This is a genomic window from Rummeliibacillus pycnus (genome assembly GCF_050459865.1).
GTDB classification, from domain to species: Bacteria; Bacillota; Bacilli; order Bacillales_A; family Planococcaceae; genus Rummeliibacillus; species Rummeliibacillus pycnus_B.
The window spans coordinates 1-22978 of sequence record NZ_JBCMNM010000064.1 but is presented as its reverse complement, the minus strand read 5'-3'; the positions used below and the strand labels follow the sequence as shown (position 1 = coordinate 22978).

Sequence of the window (22978 nt, the reverse complement as noted above, 5' to 3'; positions counted from 1 at the left end):
GAGATTGATTCATTTAGATATTCCAAGATTAATGCCATATATATGAAAAGTTACCAATAGAGCGAAAGACAGGCGACTCCTGCGGGAATAGCAAGCAAATCAAGACCCCGCACGAACGAAGTGAGGAGGAGGCTTGATGCTTGCTCGCGGAAAGCGCCTGTCTGTAGCAAAACATTCAAATTTGAATAGTAAAAATTAGTTACTTAACTAATTTGTTGTTGAATTTCATGAAGAATCTTTTCTAATGAAATGACTACGCCTTTTTCGTCTTTAAACATAATATGTTTAGGTTGAAAGTGAACAGGTGAATCTATTCCTGCAGCTGCTGAGATTCGAAATAGACCTATTCGAAGAGTAACAAGATAATTCACAACGCGATATTTCTTTTCATCAATCACAAGCGCCTTTTGTAAATCCGGGTCGGTAGTAGCTACACCAACAGGACAAGTATTTGAATTACATCGCATCGCTTGAATACATCCGATGGAAATCATGAATCCACGCGCTATATTGACTAAATCTGCCCCCATAGCGAGGGCAATGGCGATTCGGTCTGGAGTGAACATTTTACCAGAAGCAATAATCTTAACTCTATCTCGTACGCCATATTTTTGAAGGGTAGCTACCACAATAGGTAAAGCGGATCTAATTGGTAAACCTACACTATCAATTAATTCTTGATAAGAAGCACCTGTTCCGCCTTCGCCACCATCCACAGTTATAAAGTCAGGACCTTTCCCAGATTCCTTCATATATTTTGCCAATTGTTTAATACTGTCATTTCCACCTACAGCAATCTTCATGCCAACAGGTTTTCCAGTATGTGAACGAATTTTTTCAATGAATTCACACATAGTTACTACATCACTAAACTGATGAAATCGATTTGGACTATCTACGGATTTATACGGTTCAACTTTGCGAATTTCTGCCACTTCAGGTGTTACTTTTTCTGCATCAATATGACCTCCGCGTGTTTTTGCACCTTGTGCTAGTTTGATTTCAAATGCCTTAATTTCTGGGATTTCACTTTTTCTTTTTAATTCGTCCCAATCAACTTCGCCATTTTTGTCCCGGATACCAAACAATCCAGGACCAATCTGCATGATGACATCTACTCCACCTTTTAAGTGGTAGGGAGATAGACCGCCTTCCCCGGTATTCATCCAAGTACCCTTTGCTAAACCTAATCCTTCTGATAAAGCTGTAATTGCATGATTACCTAATGATCCATAACTCATAGCGGACATACCAATGAGGCCTTTCACTTTAAAAGGGTACTTTGTGTTTGGACCAATCACAATCGCATCATCATCATGCAATAAGTAGGCAGATGATTCTTCTTCTTCCCATTTTTCTTCTCTTTGAAAAAAGAGCGAATCTTTCAATAAAATATATCTTTTGGTATCTACCTTCGTTTCATTATCCATTTTTATTTCCTCTGTTAGTTTAGGAAACATATCATTTCGAACGTAAAAACCTTCTTCTTCATAATTACGTTTTGATCCAAAGGCTACCACTTCACGCTTATATTTAGCACCTTTAACTATATGCTCGTAATCTACACGGGAAAATGGTTTTCCTTCAAGATCTCCGTCAAACCAATATTGACGAAATTCAGGACCGATTTTTTCAAAAAAGTAGCGCATTCTACCGAGCCCAGGATAATTTCTTAAAATAGCATGTCGCTTTTGATTTCGATCAAATCCAATTATATAAACTAGAAATAAAACAATAGCTATAACAGCTAGTACAGTCAAAGTAAAAATGATAATAATTATCCAATCAGCGATATTCATCAAATTCCTCCTAAGAATATTTATACCTATTTGGTTTTAATCTTCTCGAAAATACTTACATTTATTCAGAACGTGAAATGACCAAAATACATAATTTTTGGTGAAAATGCCATCATAAAAGGAAGAATGCAACTTTAAGTTCTAAGTCTATCAATGAATCAAAAAACGTTAGTACGACAAAATGATTAGCTTAAAACTTAAATGGAGGAGGAAATGACTTGAAGGCATCGGATTTGTTTGTACGTTGTTTAGAAAATGAAGGAGTTAAGTACATTTTTGGAATTCCTGGTGAAGAAAATACAGACCTTGTTGATTCGCTCATTGGATCTAAAATCGAATTTATTATAGTCCATCACGAACAAGCAGCTGCTTTCATGGCAGATGTATATGGTCGTTTGACTGGAAAACCGGGTGTTTGCTTAGCGACACTTGGACCTGGTGCGACTAATCTTTTGACTGGAATTGGAGATGCATACCTTGATTATTCACCTGTTGTTGCAATTACAGGACAAGCAGGTCTAGAACGTATTCATAAGCAATCGCATCAATATATAGACATTATTGGTATGTTTAAAGAAGTAACGAAATGGAACCAGCAAGTTCGAGTACCGCAAACGATTCCAGAAATTATACGAAAAGCATTTAAAACTGCTGTTCTTGATAAACCAGGTGCTGTTCACATTGAACTTCCAGAAAACATAGCGATGATGGATACAGAGGGGGAACCACTACCAGTTACTCCAATACCAATTTCTTGTCCAGCTGAAGATCAAATTCTTAAGGCTGCAGAACTGATCAATCAAGCGAAAAGACCTCTAATTTTGGCTGGTAATGGAGTAATACGTGATGGGGCTACAGAAGAACTACGAAAATTTGCCGAAGCGATGCAAATACCAGTTGTTAATACATTTATGGCAAAAGGAGTTTTACCTTCAAGTCATCCGCTGACTTTATATACAGTTGGGATGCAATCAAAAGACTATGTACTTTGCGGTTTTGATTCTGCAGATGTCATTATTACTGTTGGTTATGATATTGTCGAGTATTTACCAAAATATTGGAATGATGAGGCGATGAATCCGATTGTTCATATCGATACCATGCCTGCAGAAGTTGATGCCTTTTACCCACTTGAAGCTGAATTAGTCGGTGATGTAAAAAAAACTTTGGAAGCATTAAGCCCGCTAGTGAAAGAAAAAGAGCTTTGGTCAGAAGTAAAACGTTTAAAAGAACAACTAGATGAAAAATTGCATGCTTATGGTGAAGTAGAAGGAAGCCCTATTATTCCACAGCGAATAATCGCGGATATAAAAAAGGCAGAAAAAGGAGAAGCAATTATTATTTCGGATGTCGGTGCCCATAAACTATGGGTTGCCCGTATGTATCAACCTGAAAAACCGAATCACACAATCATTTCAAACGGTTTTGCATCAATGGGGATTGCCGTACCAGGTGCAATTGCAGCCAAGCTAGCCCATCCAGAAAAGCCAGTCATTGCGATAACCGGTGATGGAGGTTTTCTCATGAATGGTGTGGAGTTAGCCACTGCCAAACGTCTTGGCCTTGCTATAGTAATTGTTATCTTTAACGATTCAAAGTTTGGTTTAATCGAGTGGAAACAGCTCAATAAATTTAATCGATCGAATGCAATAGAATTTGAAGATCCGAATTTTATGGAATTCGCAAAAAGTTTTGGGGCAAAAGGTGTAAAAGTGAATCATTCAAAGGATTTACTCCCTGCTTTAGAAGAAGCGATAAAAAGTTCAGAAATTGTATTAATTGATGTGGATGTTGATTATTCAGAAAATATAAAACTGTCTAAAATGCTTGGTGACTATATTTGTAATTTGTAAGGTGCTGTAAAGTATTTCACATCATACTAATATTTATGTTTATTAAATGGAGGTGCATTTAGAAATGAAACAAAAATGGCAATTATGGATCGGTGGAAAATGGCGAGAGGCTAAAACTTACGAACCATTATTTAATCCTCATACAAATGAGGAATTAACACAAATCGGACAGGCTGAACCTGCAGACGCTGTCGAAGCAGTAGTAGAGGCACATGTTGCTTTTCAAAACTTTAGAACTTTTCCAGCACATGCTCGAGCAAAGATATTAGCGAGAGCGGCGACAATAATGGAAGAACGTAGCGAAGAATATGCTAAGATTATTTCTTTGGAATCTGCTAAAACAATACGTAATGCTCGTGAGGAAATCAATCGAACAGTCCAAACATATCGATTTGCTGCAGAAGCTGCAAAAAATAATTATGGTGAACAAATTCCGATGGATGCAGCAGAAGGTGGAGAGAAGCGTTTTGGATTTACAATTAGAACACCAATTGGAGTAGTGACGGCTATTACGCCTTTTAATTTTCCTTTCAACCTTGTAGCGCATAAGGTTGGACCAGCGATTGCAGCTGGAAATTCAATTGTTCTAAAACCTGCTGAACAAACACCGCTTAGTGCATTAGCTTTGGCTGAAATTTTTAAAGAAGCTGGACTTCCGGATGGTGTGTTGAACATTATTCCAGGAAAAGGCGATGTATTAAGTGAAGTGTTAACGAGTCATCCCCATGTCAAAAAAGTGACGTTTACAGGTAGTGTAGAGGTTGGTCATATAATTCAACAACAAGCAGGGTTCCGTAAATTGACTCTTGAATTAGGATCTAATTCGCCTTTTATTATTGATGAAGGTGTGAATATTGACAAAGTCATTGACCGAAGTGTTTTGGGGTCTTTTTCAAACAATGGTCAAGTTTGTATCTCGATTCAAAGAATCTATGTACATCAATCCTTGTATAAACAATTTTTAGAACGATTTGTAAGCAGAACAAAACAGCTTGTAATTGGTTCGCCGTTGGAAGAAAGTACAAATATCACGGCAGTTATCTCAAAAAAATCTTTAGATCGATTAAAAACCTGGATAGAAGAAGCAGTACAAGAGGGAGCAAAAATTGAGTGCGGCGGAAATGTAAAAGGGAATGTATTATACCCAACTGTTTTAACAAATGTAAATCGTGATTCTAAAGTATTTCGTTTTGAAGTCTTTGGGCCCGTTGTTTGTATTTTTCCATTTGCTACATTAGATGAAGCCATCAAGGATGCAAATGATTCACGTTATGGCTTAAATTCAGGTGTGATGACTCCGAGTATCGAACGTGCATTTTATGTAGCCGAACGTCTTGAAACTGGAGGAGTCATCGTTAATGATATTCCGACTTATCGAAACGATAATATGCCTTATGGCGGATGGAAAGACAGTGGTGTTGGTAGAGAAGGGGTAAAATATGCCATGAATGAGATGATGGAGCAAAAGTTTATTAGCTTTAAAACGGGGGATTAACTTATTTCAATAAAAAAGAAAAGGAAATCCTTGATTTACTGAAAACATAAGAATACTATTAGTAAGGAATTAAATATTCTGCTTTAAAGCGGAAGAGGTTCTAGCTACCCTCTTTAAAAAACTAAGAAAAAACAGTACTCTTTCTTAGAGTGCTGTTTTTTTGCAATAAAGGAGTAATTGCAGAAATGAAAAAAGAAAAAGCTGTTATCGTGTTTAGTGGTGGTCAGGATAGTACAACATGTTTGTTCTGGGCACTCGAAAAATTTGAAGAAGTTGAGGCAGTAACGTTTGATTATGATCAACGACACAAACTAGAAATAGAATGTGCTCAAAATATTGCCAAAGAACTTGGCGTAAAGCATCATATTCTGGATATGTCACTTCTTAATCAATTGGCTCCAAATGCGTTGACACGTAGTGAAATCGAAGTGAAAGATGGAGAAGATGGCGAACTGCCTTCAACTTTTGTGCCAGGGCGTAATCTATTATTTCTTTCCTTTGCAGGAGTACTTGCAAGACAAATTGGTGCTAAACATATTGTCACAGGTGTCTGTGAAACAGATTTCAGCGGCTATCCTGATTGCCGGGATATGTTTATAAAATCTTTAAATGTCACTTTAAACTTAGCAATGGATGATTCATTTGTAATTGATACACCACTAATGTGGTTAAACAAAGCAGAAACATGGGCTCTAGCTGATCAGTTAGGTGCTTTTGACTTTGTTCGTGAAAAAACTTTAACTTGTTATAATGGGATTATCGCAGATGGATGCGGAGAATGTCCTGCTTGCAAGTTAAGGCAGAAAGGTCTTTCGGAATATTTAAGCGTTCGAAAGGAGTCTTAAGCAATGTATGGATTTAAAATTGTCGATCATCTTCAAAAGATTGATGAAGATATTCAAAGAAATCAATTAAAATACCATGCAAAACGAGTTCTAGTAAGTAAGGAATTTACATTTGATGCAGCTCATCATCTACACTGTTATGATGGAAAATGCAAAAATTTACATGGTCACACCTATAGGGTGATATTTGGTATAAGTGGTTATACAGATGAACGAGGATTAATGATCGATTTTGGTGATATCAAAACTATTTGGAAAGAGAAAATTGAAATTCATTTGGATCATCGTTATATAAATGAAACATTACCTTTAATGAACACAACAGCTGAAAACATGGTTGTTTGGATATATGAAAAGATGGCAGAAGCATTACTAGAAGAGCATTCACAGAAAGAAGTAAGGGTAGAATTTGTACGATTATATGAAACACCAACGAGCTATGCTGAAGCGAGACGGGAGTGGATGGAAGTTGAATAAAATTCCCGTTTTAGAAATCTTCGGTCCGACAATTCAAGGTGAAGGCATGGTTATAGGGCAGAAAACGATGTTTGTACGAACTGCTGGTTGTGATTATTCCTGTTCCTGGTGCGATTCTGCTTTTACGTGGGATGGTAGTGGAAAAGATCAAATTATTCAAATGTCTGCAGAAGAAATATGGAATGAGTTGAAACAAATCGGTGGAAATGGCTTTTCTTTTGTGACCATTTCTGGCGGAAACCCTGCATTATTAAAAAGCCTAGATTATTTGGTATCTCTATTAAAAGAAAATAATATTCAAATAGGGTTAGAAACACAAGGGAGCAGATGGCAGGACTGGTTTTATGATATTGATGAGCTAACAATTTCTCCTAAACCACCAAGCTCCGGGATGAAAACAAACTTTGTAATTCTCGACGAAATATTAGGGAATCTTAAAGACAGAAATTTCGACCACCATGTTTCGCTAAAAGTTGTTATTTTTAATGATGAAGATTATCAGTTTGGAAAAGAAGTTCATCATCGTTATCCAGGTGTTCCTTTTTATTTTCAAGTAGGAAATGATGATATCTCAACTACTGATGATTCACAGTTAATCAATCAACTTTTACAAAAGTATGAATGGTTAATTGAAAAAGTCATTTCAGATCAGGAAGTAACAAATGTAAAAGTTCTTCCACAGCTGCATACGTATGTTTGGGGGAATAAAAGAGGGGTATAAATACTCAACCTTTATATTTACTCCTTTTGAATAGTAGATAAACCCACAGGAATTGAATTATTTCTGTGGGTTTTGTATTTAAGATTTCATTATTTTAACTATTAATGTCCTATCTTCTCACCTATGCTACACTTGTTTTAAAGGAGTGTATGAAATGAATATTTTGAAGTTATTAAGTGGGATTTTAGGTGCTACATTATTAATGTGTTATGACTTTTATCAAGAGTGGTCAATTTGGCAAACCCTTCCAAAATGGGGGTGGGTCATTGTAGGTTTTGGATTGTTATTATTTAGTGTTTATGCTCCAGCTTCCAAAGACAAGTTGAAACATTTTTATATCGAAGTTTCTGTTATGGTGTATCTAGTATTTTTAATTATTCTATTTCCTTATTTAGGCGGGCATTCATCAATTGGATTCAGTATGAAGGAACCTTTTTTTTGGATAGCCATTTTATTAACTGTTTGGCAACTAAAATCGTATCGGAATCGATTACTTAATGAAAATGAGACGAAGGGTAAGAAGAAATGAAACATCAAGTGACAATTTTAGATTACGCTTTTCACGAATCCATTACATGTTTCATAAAAATTCAAGGTTTTGATGGGATAAATGAGCAACCCTTTAATGGGATGATTCGGATGGTAGATGGTGTTCCATACGGGGATATTATAAAAGAAGAAAAAAGTAATCTTTCATCTGACTGCATCCAGTATATTAAAGTATATATTTACCAAAAATATGAACAAGGGTTTTTCTCGTAATTATTAACAAAATGATCGAAATTATCTTAATTTTGATATTTTCTTACGAATTTACAGATATTTAATAAAACGTATATCTTTTTTCCTTATAATAATATACGATAATAAAGTACTAGATAATATTATTATGAGGTGAAAATATGTCTATAAGAAAAAAGCTAATGGCTGGATTTGGTGCTTCAATTTTAATAACGGTTATTGCATGCATTGTCATTTTCGGTCAATTATCAAAAATTAATAACCAATATAAATCGACAATAAATCGAGGACTGCCTCAAATTAATTCAACCGCTAAAATTGAAAATTTATCTACAAAAAAGGGATTATATATTAGGTCTTATCTATTAGGCAACGAAGAAGCATTAGATTCTTTAATGCAAACTAGAAAAGAATTAAATGACGAAGTGGATCATTTAGGGAAGCAATTAGAGCGTCCAAAATCAAAAGAATTGCTAGCTCAAGTTTCAACTGAAATTGAAAATTATGACCTGATTGCTGATAAAGTAATAGAATTAAGAAAAAATGGGCATAATGAAGCGGCAAATCGTTTATCAAACACTGAGGGAGCTGCAGAATTAAAACTAGCGACGGATAAAACACGAGAATTAGCGGATTATGTAAAATTATTATTTAAAGAAACTAAAGAGCAAGCTCAAGCAATGGCTACAACAGCATTAACAATTGGGATCATCATTACTATCATTTCCATTCTTTTGGGAGTATTGATTACTTTTTATATGAGCCGTACTATTGCAAGGCCATTAGTAAAATTAAATCAATCAGTTACTGTAATTGCTAATGGAGATTTAACAGAGCCTGAAATTCAGATTCGTTCAAAGGATGAAGTAGGAGAACTTGCAAAATCTTTTAATACAATGAAAGAATCGTTAAAAGGATTAATTAGTTCATTAGCAGTTAGTTCAGAACGCTTAAGTGCATCTGCTGAAGAGCTATCAGCGTCTACACAAGAAGTTTCTGCAACATCTATTGAAGTGTCACAAAATCTTGAAAATACGGTTCAAACCGCTGAAATGAATACATATGCTGCAAAAGAAAGTGCTTTGGCTATGGATGAAACAGCTGCAGGTGTTCAAAAAATTGCAGAATCTGCTCAAAATTTACATAGTTCTGCAAGTAATACCTCTGATATAGCAAATGTAGGGCAAGAAAAAATTACAAATGCAGAGCAACAAATGATGGTCATTCAATCTTCTACAAAGAATACGACAAATTTAGTTCAATCATTAAGTAAACAATCCGAAGAAATAGGAAACATTTTAAAAGTAATTACTGATATAACTGAACAAACAAATCTTCTTGCACTAAATGCTGCAATTGAGGCAGCAAGAGCAGGAGAACATGGAAAAGGATTTGCGGTAGTTGCTGACGAAGTACGTAAATTAGCTGAGCAATCTAAACAATCAGCAAGTCAAATCGAGACTTTGACAATCGATATTCAACATAATACAAAAGATGTAGAAAAAGCTATTCTAGCAAATTTAGATACTGTTGAAGATGGAGTACATTTAATCCAAGATGCAGGAGAATCATTTGAGAATATTGTACAAGCGGTTGATCACATGAAAGCTGATATTGAAGATGTATCTGCAATTACCGAAGAAATATCTGCAGCAGCAGAACAAGTAGCTGCATCTGTAACCGAAATCGCAGCTTCAACGACTAATTCTACCGAACAAATGGAATTAATATCTTCAAATTTACAACAAGTTACAGCAACAATCGAAGAAATTTCTTCTGTATCAAATGAATTAACACATGCAGCAGTTGAACAAAATGAATCCGTTCAAAAGTTCAGAATTTAAAACAATAATCCCAGTATATTTAAAATATACTGGGATTATTTTTTATTTAATATTTTAACTTTTTGAAAATATCTTACAATTAGTTAAATCATACTAATACCATTTTCACAATATTAATGCTATTATAATAATACATTTACATAAATTGTGATATTTTCACCATGATGGGAGATGGTTAATTATGTCTGTACAAAGAAAAATAAGCCTAGGATTTATTATTTTGTTTGTATTTATCATGATTTTAATGGGGTATAATAACAATCGCATGAATAGCATTGTTGATTCTTTTAATCAGGTAATTAATACGAACATAAAAAACATTGATTTGGTCAATAACGTAAAATCAGATCTTGCAAATGAAGGATTATATTTGAGAGGGTTCATCATTGATGATAATGCTTCAAATAAGCAAAAACTACTTGTATATCAAGATAAGTTATCAAAATCAATTGAAGAACTTCAAAAAAGTGCAGATTCAAAAAAAATGAAAGATTACGCTGCTATAATGAATGATTTAATGGCAAACTATAGTAAAGTAATCACTAATACCGTTCAACTTAAAGAAGAAGGCAATGATGAGGAAGCTGTATCACAATTAACAAGTGCAGAATCAGCTAATCATGACATGATGAGTATGATTGCATCTGCTGAGAAATATCAGAAAGATCAGTTAAATGCTGCACACAAAAATGTCGATGATACTGCTCAAGTAGCAAAGGTTTTTGCAATTATTATAGCGATTTTTGGAATGATTACCGCATTAATCTTTATCAATCAAGTTAAACGAGTAGTTGTCAAACCATTACTGAAAGTAGTAGAAGGTGCTAAACAAATCTCTTCTGGAAATTTACTTCAAGAAGATATAATTATAAAATCTAAAGATGAAATAGCAGTGTTAGCTACATCTTTTAATGAAATGAAAAAGAATTTACAAACGATTATCAATCATATAAGTGAAGGTTCTCGTCAATTATCTGCATCAATTGAAGAGCTAGGAGCATCTACTGAAGAAATTTCAAATGCTGCTGATGAAGTATCCAATAATGTTGAAGAAACGTCACAGGGTGCGAATGATTCTGCAGCTATTGCAAAAGATGCTGTTATAGCTATGCATGATACGTCTACTGGGGTACAACGAATTGCTGAAGCTTCACAATTACTATTTGAACAAGCAAAAAGAGCTACAGAACTTGCAGATAATGGTGGTAAAATTCTTCAGGTTGCAAAAGGGCAAGTTCAATTAATATCTGAATCTACAAATCAAACAAATGAGTTAATTATAAGTCTTAAAAAACAAGCAACAGAGATTCAAGTAATGACGAAGTCAATTACTGATATTTCAGAACAAACAAATTTATTAGCATTAAATGCAGCCATTGAAGCAGCAAGAGCTGGTGAACATGGAAAAGGATTTGCAGTTGTAGCTGATGAAGTGCGGAAATTAGCTGAAGAATCTAAAAATTCTGCAGTGAAAATTGTTAATTTAACAAATACAATTCAATCAGATACAGAAGTTGTAGCAAAATCGGTTACGAATAGTTTGAAAAATGTTGAAGAGGGAGTATATGTCATTACTAATGCATCTGAAGCATTTGGGCATATCGTCAATTCAGTTGATGAAATGACTAGTCGATTAGAGGACGTTACAGCAACTTCTGAACAACTTTCTGCGGCGTCAGAAGAAGTAACTGCATCAGTTGAAGAAATATCTAATAATTCGCAATTGGCTGCACAATCAACAAGTGTTATTTCTGGCTCGGTAGAAGAACAAAATGCTACTTTACAAGAAATGAATAGCGTTGTTCAAGAATTAAGTAAACAAGCTGTTGAATTACAAGAATTAACGCATCGTTTTAAAGTTTAAAACAAAAAATAGCCCAGAAGGTATTTCTCTTCTTGGCTATTTTTTTGTTGTGAAACATCAACTATGATTGCATGTTTTGAATGTGAATAAAAAGATTAATAGCAAGTCCAAAATACAGATTGTACAAAAACTAAATAATAAAAAATAGAGAATCAATTTCACAAATCCATTTTCGATTATTAAATACGAGCATTTCAATACATATACTGTTCACTATTCAGATTTGGATGTTTCGCTACAGACAGGCGCTTTCCGCGGGCAAGCATCAAGCCTCCTCCTCACTGCGTTCGTGCGGGGTCTTGATTTGCTTGCTTTTCCCGCAGGAGTCGCCTGTCTTTCGCTCAATTGGGAATTACTCATTAGTATATGGCATCAATCTTGGATTATCTAAATGAATCAATCTCATAAAACTATTTTCGGTTTTTAAATACGAAACATTTCAACACATTAATTTTTAATCCCTTCGTTGAAGTTGCATGCTTGAACTTCAACTTAGTAGAACTACGTTGAAGGCATTTTAAAAGTAAGAATAGATAAAAATCTTGTATAGCTATCTTTGTTGATGTGGAATTAGCGAAGACTCCTGCGGGAATGCGAGCCAGACGAGACCCCACAGCGTAGCGAGGAGGCTCGTCAGTTCGCCCGCGGAAAGCGAAGCTAATTCCACATCATGCAGAAAACCGATTAATACTAATAATGTTTGTTGCACTTGCTATATTATACAATATCGAATAATTACTATGATTTCGTCTATACTAAAGGAATTTAAAAAACAATTCTTACTATCAGAACGATTCTCCATGAGATTATCTGAATATAGTGTTGCACACTATTATTTGCAACAAAACTAAGAACAGTCTAGTATAAAACTAGCAAGTAAAAATAGTATCGAAAAAATCTACATATCCTCAAACAAAGCAAACATAAATAAGAAGGTGAATTCATTTTTGGAAATATACTCACTAAGTGGCCAGAGTGGCACGGGAAAAAGTACAACAGCGCTTTCATTTGCACATGATCAAGGAATCGATGCAATAATTGATGACGGAATTTTTATTGTAAAAGGCAAGAAAATTGCAGGAACATCTGCAAAATTCGAAAAAAGTGCTTATAAAGCAGTGAAAAGAGCGATTTTTACAGACGAAAATCATTTAAATGAAGTTCAAAATGCTATAAACGAGCAAGAATTAGATAAATTATTAATCATAGGTACTTCTGATCGTATGACAAAGAATATAGTTGATCGATTAGCTGTTGGTGAAATTCAACACTTTTATCATATAGAAGATTTAAGAACATCGAGTGAAATGAAATTAGCTAAATTTATACGAAAAACCGAAGGGAAGCACATCATGCCTATCCCTGTTGTACAAGTAGAGCAAAACTTCTTTAAACGGTTCATACAAAAAGGAGTAGAAATTTTCTCTCCAAAAAGAGAAAAAATTGGGGAAACGACAATTGTTCAGCCAGACTTCCATCAAGGAATTGGACATGTAGATAAACAAAGTTTTATACAGAACATCAAGGAAACTTGTGAGAATGAAGAAATAACAGAAAAAGTATCAAAAGTACAATTTGAATTATTACCATTGCCTAAAACAACAGTTCATATTATTTTATGTGGGCCAATCGATTTGAATCAGCAATTACCAATAGAACAATTGCAACGAAATATCAAGATTGCTTTTGAACAAGAATTTGAACTTGAATTACAAAGTATTGATGTAAGTCTAATTTCAATAATGAATGAAAGAAATTTAGAACCAGTTATTGGCTAGTTACATGCCGAATAACTGGTTCATTTTTATGGTAAACGTTTAAATTTTGGTGTCCTTTTTTCTACAAAAGCTTGAACACCTTCAGGGAAATCGTGAGGGTCAACAAATGGAGTAGAATTTTTCCAAAGAACTGGTGCTGAATCGATACATTCTTGAACAGATTTTTTCACTGCAAGTAAAGAAGCGGGGGACATTGATGCAACAAGTTTACCTAGACGTATAGCATATCGATCTAAATCTTTTTCTTGAGTTATATAATTTAACATCCCTACACGATATGCTTCTTCTGTTTTCAATGCACGACCAGTATAAACTAAATCCTTTGTCATACTTGGGCCGATAAGATTAACAAGGCGTGCTGCAAATTTGTTATTGATCGTAATTCCTAACTTTCCTACTGGTATCCCTAGTTTCGCTTTATCCGAACCAACTCGAATATCACAAGCAAGAGCAAGTTCCAAGCCAGCACCCATTGCTGGCCCGTTAATCACAGCGATAGTAGGGAGTGGTAAATGCTCAATGGTTGATATGGTTTTTTCCATATGGATGAATGCTTCCTCAGATTTCTCTAAAGAAATGGAATTGAATTCTTTAATATCTGAACCAGCTGTAAATTGTTGACCATATCCTCTAATAAGTAAAACTTTGTTTTTGGGATTATCTAATGCTTGTAAAGCAATAATTCGAAGTTCATCCCACATATGAGCGGTAAGGGCATTTTTTGCATGTGGACGATGAATCGTAATAATTGCTAATCCGGCTGTTTCTTGATAAATAATTTTAGCGTCTTCTTTTTCTAGTCTAGTAGTAGAAACTTTCATAATATCCCCCCTAATTATTTTCATATTTCTATTATATAACAGATGTAACTGTTATAGTCTAGGGAATTAATTTAAAAATAATAAATATATTAATAAGTAAAAAGCAAGAAAATTTAAGTGGAAATTAAGGAATAATTATTAAAAAGATCAATAATATACAGAACAATTTGTGTGAAATTATGAACTAATGTAATAATTAGGTAATTTTTTTATTAATTTTCTAGAGTCCTATAACATCAACGTTTAAGTCATTAAAATCATAACAAAAATGCATCGGTTTTTATAAGATAATATAGTATACATTATTAAAAAAAGGTGTTAGTCTGTATGTAAATATAAGATGTGAACAAAAATTGAGCGTCTAAAATGAAAAATTTTATGTTTGTCTATGTTTTTAGTTGACAGTAATATTCTTCAAAAAAAGAGTAAAAAATAAAAAGGGTAATTTAAATATAAAGGAGTTCAAAAAGATGAAGTTATTGGCACCGCAACCGTTTACGTTAGAGGGAGATCGTAGAGCTGTATTATTGTTGCATGGTTTTACTGGAAGTACAAAGGATGTAAAAAAATTAGGACAATATTTAAATAAACAAGGATATACATGCCATGCACCAATGTATCGTGGTCATGGTGTAAGTGCTGAAGAAATTTTAAAATACGGTGCGAAATACTGGTGGGAAGATGTGACAAGAGGTTATCATCACCTAAAAGGGTTAGGATATGAAGAAATCGCTGTTGTTGGTATTTCATTAGGTGGTGTCTTTACATTAAAAGTAGGTGCTGAATTTCCAGTTAAAGGTGTTGTTTCTATGTGCGCACCTATTAAACGAAAATCAAAAGACGGACTTTTTGAACGTTTGTATAACTACGCTAGAACATATAAACAATTTGAAGGTAAAAGTGAAGAGGAAATTGAAAAAGAGCTTGAAGAATTAAGAAATTTACCTCAAAATGCAATCGAAGAAATTCAAAAAATGATTCAACATACATCAGATGAGATTGAAGAAATTCATGCACCTACTCTTGTTTTACAAGGAAAGCTTGATGATTCTTTATATCAAGAAAGTGCACCATTCATATATGATACAGTTGAAACAGATGAAAAAGAACTTATTTGGTATCAAAATTCAGGTCACATTATTACTTTAGGTAAAGAACGTGACAAAGTATATGAAGATACGTTACATTTCTTAGACGAATTAGAATGGTCTGAAAGTGCTAAAATGAGTAAACTTCATGCATAATATTTTCGAATATTAAATGGAAGTTTATCAGTAACTCCCCGTTATGATTGATCATAACGGGGTTTTTTTACGTAAAAAATTAGAAACTTTCGTTATTAAACAAAAAAGTAGATTTTAGTGATAAAATAGGGAACGTCAGAAAACTCTTCATTCGTAAAATTGTTGAGACGAGCTGAGCAGAGTATAGGAGGTATATTTTTGAAAAAGAACAACAATCAGTGGTCAACAAAACTAGGGTTTATATTGTCGTCCGCGGGAGCAGCGATTGGACTTGGCGCCATCTGGAAAATGCCTTATGTAACTGGGCAAAGTGGTGGAGGTGCTTTTTTCTTATTATTTGTTTGCTTTACACTATTAATCGGTTTACCAATGTTAATCTCAGAATTTATCATTGGACGGGGAACAAATCGTGAAGCCGTGAGTGCATATAAAATTTTGGCAGCAAATACTAAATGGACATGGATTGGTAAATTAGGCGTCGTAGGATGCTTTTTACTGTTATCTTTTTATAGTGTAGTAGGTGGTTGGATTTTAATCTATTCAGGTAAATCGCTAGTAGGTAATGTTATTCAGCCTGGACAAGATCCAGCTAGTTTATTTGGAATGGTTACTGGAACACCGTGGATTACACTATTAGGATTACTCTTATTTACAATTATTAATGTGTTAGTTATTAGTTTAGGAGTTCAAAATGGTATTGAAAAAGCAAATAAAATAATGATGCCATTACTCTTTATCTTCTTTATTATATTAGTTATTCGTTCGTTAACACTTGATGGAGCAATGGAAGGTGTAAAATTCTTCTTATCACCTGATTTTTCTAACATTACGGGTAGGTCAGTACTTTATGCGTTAGGACAATCCTTTTTCGCTTTAGCAGTTGGATTTTCGTGTATGGTTACTTATAGCTCATACTTGAAAAAAGATGAGAGCTTACCTTATTCAGCAGGATCAGTTGTTATAATGAATATTTTTGTTTCGTTATTAGCCGGACTAGCCATTTTTCCAGCGGTTTTCGCATTTGGATTTAAACCGGAAGAAGGGCCTCCTTTACTGTTTATGGTACTTCCTGCGGTATTTGAAAAACTTCCATTTGGAGAAGTGTTCTTCGCAATCTTTTTATTACTTTTCCTATTTGCGACACTTACTTCATCATTTAGTTTATATGAAATCATTGTCGCTGCGCTTGTTGAAAAATGGCCGAATGCAAGACGTACTATTGCATGGGGAATAGGACTTGTTGTTTTCATTGCATCCATTCCCGCAGCATTATCATCTAGCACATTAAGTGACTTCACGATATTTAATAAGAGTATTTTTGATTCAACAGATTATCTTGTAAGTAATATTCTATTACCATTAGGAAACTTATTGATTGCTATTTTTATTATTCATAAAATGGATAAACATTTGGTCCAAAATGAATTTATGCAAGGTAGTAATTTACCGATAGGATTGTATAAAATTTGGAGATTTTTGATGGTATTTATTGTTCCTATCGTTATTGCTGTTGTTTTAATATATACAATTTCCCAATATTAAAGGGTAAAGGGACATAAAGGCAAATTTTGTCTTGTTATGTCCCTTTTCATTTCTGAATAAAAAGGAACTTTTGTTCTGTATATTTGAATGTGATAAAATAAATAACACACATAATGTGGAACGGAGTGATAATATGAAGATTTTTCACACAGCTGATTGGCATCTAGGAAAATTAGTACAAGGTGTATCAATGATAAAAGATCAAGAATATATTCTACAACAATTTTTAAAAGATATTGACGAAGAAAAACCAGATGTTGTTGTAATAGCAGGAGATTTATATGATCGTTCTGTTCCACCTACGGAAGCTGTTTCGTTATTAGATGACATTTTGTCTGAAATTGCGATTAGAAGAGAAATACCTGTTGTTGCGATTGCTGGAAATCATGATAGCCCGGGACGGATTCACTTTGGTTCTCAATTTATGGGAGCAAAAAGGCTGCATATTGTTGGCAACTTATCAAAGGATTTAAAACCGGTTGTATTAAAGGATGATTTTGGAGAAGTTCATTTTCATCTGATTCCTTATACTGATCCATCGCATGTTCGATATGTTTTTGAGGATGAAAATGTTAGAACTCAGCAAGATGCAATGGCAAAAATATTAGAACATGTTGTTGATTCCTTAGATCCAAATGCTAGACATGTATTAGTTGGACATGCTTTTGTAACAAAAAATGGAATTGAGGAAGAAAATAAAACAGATGCTGAACGCCCATTATCAATTGGTGGATCAGAATGTATTGATGCAAAATTATTTGAACCATTTAACTACACAGCGCTTGGACACTTACATCAGGCTCATTATGTAGATACAGAAAAGGTGAGATATTCTGGCTCTCCTTTAAAATATTCTATTTCAGAAGAAACTCATAAAAAAGGTTACCTTATGATTGATTTAGCTAATGATGGTTCAATTAATATCTCAAAAAAAGAATTAGTACCTAAAAGAGATCTTAGATCGGTAGAAAATACAATGGAAGAAATCTTAAAATCTCCAAAATGTGAAGATTATATATTTGTTAAGTTATTAGATAATACACCAATTATTTCACCCATGGAGAAAATCCGATCAGTTTATCCAAATGCGATGCATGTTGAGCGTATTATGTTAAAAGATTTTAACAATGTACAGCAGGAAGTTGTATCACGTCAAAAAATGGACGATATTACTCTATTTAAATCATTTTATCTAGAAATTTCAGGGAGAGAAGCAGATAATCAAACGATTGAACTTTTCCAAGAAGTACTGCAAGAAGAATTGCTAACGAATCGTGAAGTTGAGGTGAAAAGTTAATGAAGCCAATAGAGCTAAAACTTACAGCATTTGGGCCTTATAAAGAAACTGAAACGATTGATTTTAGAGAATTAGGTGACAATAAATTATTTGTTATTTCTGGATTAACAGGTGCAGGAAAAACAACCATTTTTGATGGTATTTGTTTTGCCTTATACGGTTCGGCAAGTGGTGAAGATCGTGCTGATATTAAAGAAATACGTAGTGATTTTGCTAGCGACGAAACGCACACAGCTGCCGAATTGATTTTCATGATTAAAGGTAGAACTTATCGAGTTTTACGTCAACTTCCCCACCAGAAAAAGGGAAACAAATCCGCTACAGGTGACAAATTTGAACTTGTAGAAGTTTTAGCAGATGGAGAAAGACCCGTTGTTGAATCTCAAAAAGTGGGAGAAATTAACCGTAAAATTGAAGAGATTATTGGTCTATCAAAAGAACAATTTAAACAAATTGTTATGTTGCCACAAGGTGAATTTCGAAAATTATTGACTTCAGAAACCGAAAATAAAGAAGCTATACTTCGGAAAATTTTTAAAACGGAATCCTATCGACATTTAGCAGATCGATTGAAAAGTAAAAAAGATGAAGCTGAAAAGACGTTAAATAGTGCAAAATCAATTCAGCAATTACATGTTGAACATGTTAAAACTTCTTTACCAAATCGAGAATCAACATTACAGCAAGTATTGTCATCTGAACATATCAATATGTATCAACTGGAAGATGCATTAAAAGAAGAGATAGTATTTTACTCAAAAGAACACCAATTAAAAGAAAATGCTTACCAAGAAATTTCAACTCAAGTAGAAATGCAACATAAATTGGTCGTAGAAACAAAGGATTTTAATAAACGATTACGTGATTATCAAGAAAAAGAATCTCAGTTAGTTACATTAGAAAAACAGTCTGCATTTTTTGAAGAAACCAAACAAAAGATAGATGCTGCAAAAAAAGCTAGCCATATAATTCCTTTAGAAGAACGTTATTATGAGACTCTTCATTCTAAAAAGGAAAAAGAACAGGTATTAATATCTTTTCAAGAGTCATATAAACATGCAAAATTATTGTGGGAGCAGTCTGTAGTTGTTTTTGAAAATGAAAAACTGAAGCAACCCAAAATAGAAGAGTTAACGATTGAAATTGCATCACTCACCAAATTGGAAGGGAAATTTAGTGAATTAACAAAAGCAACGCAATTATTAAAACAACAGCAAATAGTTGTAGAACAAGATGCAAGAACTTTTAATGAGATAAAATTACAACTTGATCATTTGAATTTAAATAGATCTCAACAATTGGAATCAATTAAAAATCTAACCCAACAGTTGAATCAATTTGATGAAAAAAACGAAAAGTTAGGTTTATTAAAGGAAAAAACGAGCTCATGGCAAAATTGGAAGCAAAATTCATTATTATTAGATAAATTAAAAGATCAAGAGATTGGGAAAAAGAAACTTTATGATCAAGCATCGGCTCATTATCGTATAGAAGAACAAAAGTGGCTTAGTAATCAGGCTAGCATCTTAGCTACTCAACTAGTTGATGGTCAACCATGTCCTGTTTGTGGAAGTCTTGAACACCATTCTGTTCATACAAGTTTTGAGAAAACAATTAGTGACGAGCAACTCGCAAAATTAAAATCACAAACAGAACTTGCAACGAATCAATATTATGAATTGCACGGTAGAGTGCAAGCAAGTACGCAATTATTAAGTCAATTAGAAGATAAGTTAAGTCAATTAGGAGTGCAACCTCAGGATGGTCAGAATATTGTTATTCAATATTCACAACTTCAAAATGAAATAGATCAATTAAAACTAAGAAAAAGAGAACTTGAAAATTTACAAAATCAACAAAGTCAATTAGATCATCAATTAGAGATACAAAATAAAAAACTACAACAAATTGAAAGTGAAAAAAATATACATTTGGAAAACTATTATGCTGCGCAAGCCAAATATAATAGTGTTCATAAAGAAATACCTGAAAATATTCCAACTGTTCAAGAACTCCATACTAAGATACAAACTATTAAGTTAAATCGTGATCAATTAAAACAACAATTTGAACAAGCTCAACAACAGATGGAAGCAGCAAATCGAAAAGTAGTCTCATTAGAAGCTTCTATTAAAAGTGCGGAACAAAGTAAATTAGAAGCTATAGAAATACATCAAGAATCTGAAAGTCGATTTAAAGAAGCTGTATTAACAGCAGGATTTGAGAACGGCAATGCCTATCAATCTGCACGCTTAAAACCAGAAGAAATAGAACAACTCGAATCAAATTATTCAAATTTTGTTAAACAAAAATATGCATTAATGGAACAATTAAAAGATGGAGCAGATGATTACTCAGAAAAGACATTAAAAGATGAATTGCAACTAGAACAACGATTAGAAGTACTTCGCCAAAAGGCAATTGAAGCAAGTAATCTACTACACCAAACAAAACAACATCAAATGGATGCTATGCAATTTGCAAATGAAATTAAGAAAATTAGTCAACAAATTATTACTCTTGAAGAGAAATGCGCTAAAATTATAGATTTATATGATTTAATACGTGGACAAAATCAATTGAAAATTTCATTTGAGCGATATTTACAAATTGAATATCTTGAACAAATTATCCAAGCTGCTAATGAAAGGTTGAATCCAATCTCTAACGGACAATATCGTCTAATCAGAAGTGAAAAACAAGAGACAAGAGGGAAACAAAGTGGTTTAGGCTTAGATGTATATGATGCGTACACAGGTCAAAATCGGGATGTTAAGACATTATCTGGTGGTGAAAAATTCAATGCTTCCCTTTCGCTAGCTCTAGGAATGTCTGATGTGATTCAATCATTCCAAGGGAATATTCAAATCGAAACGATGTTTATAGATGAAGGTTTCGGCACTCTTGATGAGGAGGCATTAAATAAGGCCATCGATACATTGATCGACTTACAACATACTGGTAGAATGATTGGAATAATCTCGCATGTTGCTGAACTTAAAGATGTAATTCCAGCGATGCTAGAAGTGAAAAAAAGCAAAGAAGGATATAGTCATACGCGTTTTATTATTAAATAAAGACATACCCTCTCGATTTAATGAATATATATACATTAACGAATAAAGAATGGATAAGTAGAATTGCTTATTTTATGGCATTTGTAAAAGAATTGTAAAGCTTATTGTAGTTAAAATGAACAGATAGGTATATAATGTACCGATGGGACAAATATAGTTTCCTGATAAAACTGATTTGATTTTATTAATTGAGGGGTAAAGAAAGATGAAAAAATATATATTGGGTATTATTCTTAGCGCCTTTGCGATGACCATCGTTTTTTCTCAAGGAACAGCCGTACTTGCAGCGAATACAAATGCACAAGTGACAACAACAGCTAAGGAATCTGCTACTACTACCGTTTCAAACTCTAAAACTAATGCTAATAAAGAAGATTCTTCTTCAAATAAAGCAGTATTTGTTCAAGATACATTACCTCAAACTGGGGTAGAGGCAAACCATTCTGGCCTATATTTTTCAATTGCTGGTTTCTTCTTATTGTTAGCTTTTTTCACAAGTCGCTCTAAGTTATCTAAGCGTAATGATGTTTCAGACAAACAAAAAAAGTAAACCAATAATGGTTTACTTTCAGGCTGTAGCTTCCTCTATGAAAATAGGGTGAAGCTACAGTTTTTTAATGTTTTTTTACTGAAGCAAGTTCTCTTGATTTAGCTTCTGCATTTTGAATACATGCGTAGATGGTTTCTTTAAAATGATTTTCTTCTAATGCTTTGATGCCTGCTTCGGTTGTTCCTCCAGGACTTGTTACTTTTCGACGTAATTCCGTTGGTTCTTCACTAGATTGTTTTAGCATCTCAGCAGCACCAGCAATTGTTTGGATGGCTAATTTGCGCACTACATTTTGACTTAATCCAAATTTCATCCCTGCCTGCTCGAAAGCTTCTACTAAATAATAAAGATATGCTGGGCCACTACCTGATAGGGCAGTAACTGCGTGTAATTCATCCTCATGAACTTCTATAACTAGCCCAATGGCTTCTAACATATTCATAAATTCTTCTTTAAGAGAAGCATTGGTTGAACTGTTAAATGCGACACCACTTGCAGACATACCGATTGTTGCTGATGTATTCGGCATAACTCTTGCCATTGGTCTTTTTCCTAATGTTTGTTCAATTGTGTCCATGGAAACACCTGCTACTACGGATAAAATGGCTGTATTGAATTGAAGATATGGAACTAAATCTTCCATAGCTTTCTGAATGTCTTTTGGTTTCATTGCTAGTATTAAGCAATCAGCTTTTTTCACAATTTCGCGACTTTCACAAACAATTTGTACGCCATAGGTATCAGCCATGCGTTGCAGCTTTTGTTGATCGGATTTATTCATAACGTATATGTTTTCGGGTAAAACAACACCTTCTTTGACCCAACCATGAATTAATGCTTCTGCCATTGAGCCAGCACCTGCAAATACAATTGTTTTCATTTTCGTCGCCTCCTATATTTTTTAATTGGCCTTGTTTATCAATAATGTTGAAAATTCATCTGACTCCGTTTTGAGGCCACCGAAAAAGTGTAGTAATACAAATATTTATAGTATATATCTGTTATTGAACGAAGTGGAATTAGCTCCGCT

The 22978-nt window shown here is 33.8% G+C and carries 18 protein-coding genes and 1 riboswitch; of the genes, 15 read left to right on the top strand and 3 right to left on the bottom strand.

Annotated elements, in window-relative coordinates; all coding sequences use genetic code 11:
• Positions 1-203: 203 nt before the first annotated feature.
• Positions 204-1799, bottom strand: a complete 1596-nt coding sequence (locus ABE048_RS13600) for an FMN-binding glutamate synthase family protein (protein ID WP_430311800.1) — start codon at positions 1797-1799, stop codon at positions 204-206.
• Positions 1800-2017: 218 nt separating this feature from the next.
• Between ABE048_RS13600 and ABE048_RS13595 the strand changes: the two genes are divergently transcribed.
• From ABE048_RS13595 to ABE048_RS13550, 10 genes are all read left to right on the top strand, one after another.
• Positions 2018-3652, top strand: a complete 1635-nt coding sequence (locus ABE048_RS13595; protein WP_430311799.1) for an acetolactate synthase large subunit — start codon at positions 2018-2020, stop codon at positions 3650-3652.
• A 64-nt stretch (positions 3653-3716) separates the two neighbouring features.
• Positions 3717-5147, top strand: a complete 1431-nt coding sequence (locus ABE048_RS13590) for an aldehyde dehydrogenase family protein (RefSeq protein ID WP_430311798.1) — start codon at positions 3717-3719, stop codon at positions 5145-5147.
• Between the two features lie 88 nt (positions 5148-5235).
• Positions 5236-5278, top strand: a riboswitch (PreQ1 riboswitch).
• A 45-nt stretch (positions 5279-5323) separates the two neighbouring features.
• Positions 5324-5992: a 7-cyano-7-deazaguanine synthase QueC gene (queC, locus tag ABE048_RS13585; protein ID WP_430311801.1), complete on the top strand. Its 669-nt coding sequence runs from the start codon at positions 5324-5326 to the stop codon at positions 5990-5992.
• A gap of 3 nt (positions 5993-5995) precedes the next feature.
• The gene (gene queD / locus ABE048_RS13580; protein WP_430311797.1) at positions 5996-6469 is read left to right on the top strand and encodes a 6-carboxytetrahydropterin synthase QueD; all 474 of its coding nucleotides are present in this window, start codon (positions 5996-5998) and stop codon (positions 6467-6469) included.
• Positions 6462-7190, top strand: coding sequence for a 7-carboxy-7-deazaguanine synthase QueE (gene queE / locus ABE048_RS13575; RefSeq protein WP_430311796.1), 729 nt, complete (start codon positions 6462-6464; stop codon positions 7188-7190). Before queD ends, queE begins: the two co-directional genes overlap by 8 nt.
• Positions 7191-7344: 154 nt before the next feature.
• Positions 7345-7719, top strand: a complete 375-nt coding sequence (locus tag ABE048_RS13570; protein WP_430311795.1) for a hypothetical protein — start codon at positions 7345-7347, stop codon at positions 7717-7719.
• Positions 7716-7952, top strand: coding sequence for a hypothetical protein (locus ABE048_RS13565; protein ID WP_430311794.1), 237 nt, complete (start codon positions 7716-7718; stop codon positions 7950-7952). The genes ABE048_RS13570 and ABE048_RS13565 overlap by 4 nt, the downstream gene beginning before the upstream one ends.
• Before the next feature lie 140 nt (positions 7953-8092).
• Entirely contained in the window at positions 8093-9775 is a 1683-nt protein-coding gene (locus ABE048_RS13560; RefSeq protein WP_430311793.1) for a methyl-accepting chemotaxis protein, read from the top strand.
• Between the two features lie 181 nt (positions 9776-9956).
• Positions 9957-11639 carry a methyl-accepting chemotaxis protein gene (locus ABE048_RS13555; RefSeq protein WP_430311792.1) on the top strand — a complete coding sequence of 561 codons (1683 nt, stop codon included), beginning with the start codon at positions 9957-9959 and terminating at the stop codon, positions 11637-11639.
• Between the two features lie 947 nt (positions 11640-12586).
• Complete coding sequence (locus tag ABE048_RS13550) at positions 12587-13417, top strand: hypothetical protein (RefSeq protein WP_430311791.1); 831 nt, start codon at positions 12587-12589, stop codon at positions 13415-13417.
• 26 nt (positions 13418-13443) lie between these two features.
• Here the strand turns inward: ABE048_RS13550 and ABE048_RS13545 are convergent, their stop codons facing one another.
• Positions 13444-14238: an enoyl-CoA hydratase/isomerase family protein gene (locus tag ABE048_RS13545; RefSeq protein ID WP_430311790.1), complete on the bottom strand. Its 795-nt coding sequence runs from the start codon at positions 14236-14238 to the stop codon at positions 13444-13446.
• A 470-nt stretch (positions 14239-14708) separates the two neighbouring features.
• On the opposite strand from ABE048_RS13545, the gene ABE048_RS13540 reads away from it, so the two are divergent.
• The 5 genes from ABE048_RS13540 to ABE048_RS13520 all read left to right on the top strand — a co-directional run bounded on the left by ABE048_RS13540 (position 14709) and on the right by ABE048_RS13520 (position 21948).
• On the top strand, positions 14709-15482 hold the full coding sequence (locus tag ABE048_RS13540; protein WP_430311789.1) for an alpha/beta hydrolase: 774 nt from the start codon (positions 14709-14711) through the stop codon (positions 15480-15482).
• Between the two features lie 198 nt (positions 15483-15680).
• A complete protein-coding gene (locus ABE048_RS13535) occupies positions 15681-17024 on the top strand; it encodes a sodium-dependent transporter (RefSeq protein WP_430311788.1) in 1344 nt (447 codons plus the stop codon).
• Positions 17025-17157: 133 nt separating this feature from the next.
• Positions 17158-18321 (top strand): exonuclease SbcCD subunit D, encoded by a 1164-nt coding sequence (locus ABE048_RS13530; RefSeq protein WP_430311787.1) that lies wholly within the window; start codon positions 17158-17160, stop codon positions 18319-18321.
• Positions 18321-21398, top strand: a complete 3078-nt coding sequence (locus tag ABE048_RS13525; RefSeq protein ID WP_430311786.1) for an AAA family ATPase — start codon at positions 18321-18323, stop codon at positions 21396-21398. Before ABE048_RS13530 ends, ABE048_RS13525 begins: the two co-directional genes overlap by 1 nt.
• A gap of 205 nt (positions 21399-21603) precedes the next feature.
• A complete protein-coding gene (locus ABE048_RS13520) occupies positions 21604-21948 on the top strand; it encodes an LPXTG cell wall anchor domain-containing protein (protein WP_430311785.1) in 345 nt (114 codons plus the stop codon).
• A gap of 64 nt (positions 21949-22012) precedes the next feature.
• Here ABE048_RS13520 and proC read toward each other — a convergent pair whose 3' ends face one another.
• On the bottom strand, positions 22013-22828 hold the full coding sequence (gene proC / locus ABE048_RS13515; protein ID WP_430311784.1) for a pyrroline-5-carboxylate reductase: 816 nt from the start codon (positions 22826-22828) through the stop codon (positions 22013-22015).
• Positions 22829-22978 lie beyond the last annotated feature (150 nt).

What these genes read in the sequence shown, in the direction of transcription:
- proC (WP_430311784.1), bottom strand. Translation starts at nt 22,828, where the DNA reads ATGAAAACAATTGTATTTGCAGGTGCTGGCTCAATGGCAGAAGCATTA.
- ABE048_RS13530 (WP_430311787.1), top strand. Translation starts at nt 17,158, where the DNA reads ATGAAGATTTTTCACACAGCTGATTGGCATCTAGGAAAATTAGTACAA.
- ABE048_RS13590 (WP_430311798.1), top strand. Translation starts at nt 3,717, where the DNA reads ATGAAACAAAAATGGCAATTATGGATCGGTGGAAAATGGCGAGAGGCT.
- ABE048_RS13540 (WP_430311789.1), top strand. Translation starts at nt 14,709, where the DNA reads ATGAAGTTATTGGCACCGCAACCGTTTACGTTAGAGGGAGATCGTAGA.
- queD (WP_430311797.1), top strand. Translation starts at nt 5,996, where the DNA reads ATGTATGGATTTAAAATTGTCGATCATCTTCAAAAGATTGATGAAGAT.
- ABE048_RS13520 (WP_430311785.1), top strand. Translation starts at nt 21,604, where the DNA reads ATGAAAAAATATATATTGGGTATTATTCTTAGCGCCTTTGCGATGACC.
- ABE048_RS13565 (WP_430311794.1), top strand. Translation starts at nt 7,716, where the DNA reads ATGAAACATCAAGTGACAATTTTAGATTACGCTTTTCACGAATCCATT.
- ABE048_RS13570 (WP_430311795.1), top strand. Translation starts at nt 7,345, where the DNA reads ATGAATATTTTGAAGTTATTAAGTGGGATTTTAGGTGCTACATTATTA.
- ABE048_RS13560 (WP_430311793.1), top strand. Translation starts at nt 8,093, where the DNA reads ATGTCTATAAGAAAAAAGCTAATGGCTGGATTTGGTGCTTCAATTTTA.
- ABE048_RS13600 (WP_430311800.1), bottom strand. Translation starts at nt 1,799, where the DNA reads ATGAATATCGCTGATTGGATAATTATTATCATTTTTACTTTGACTGTA.
- ABE048_RS13545 (WP_430311790.1), bottom strand. Translation starts at nt 14,238, where the DNA reads ATGAAAGTTTCTACTACTAGACTAGAAAAAGAAGACGCTAAAATTATT.
- ABE048_RS13525 (WP_430311786.1), top strand. Translation starts at nt 18,321, where the DNA reads ATGAAGCCAATAGAGCTAAAACTTACAGCATTTGGGCCTTATAAAGAA.
- ABE048_RS13555 (WP_430311792.1), top strand. Translation starts at nt 9,957, where the DNA reads ATGTCTGTACAAAGAAAAATAAGCCTAGGATTTATTATTTTGTTTGTA.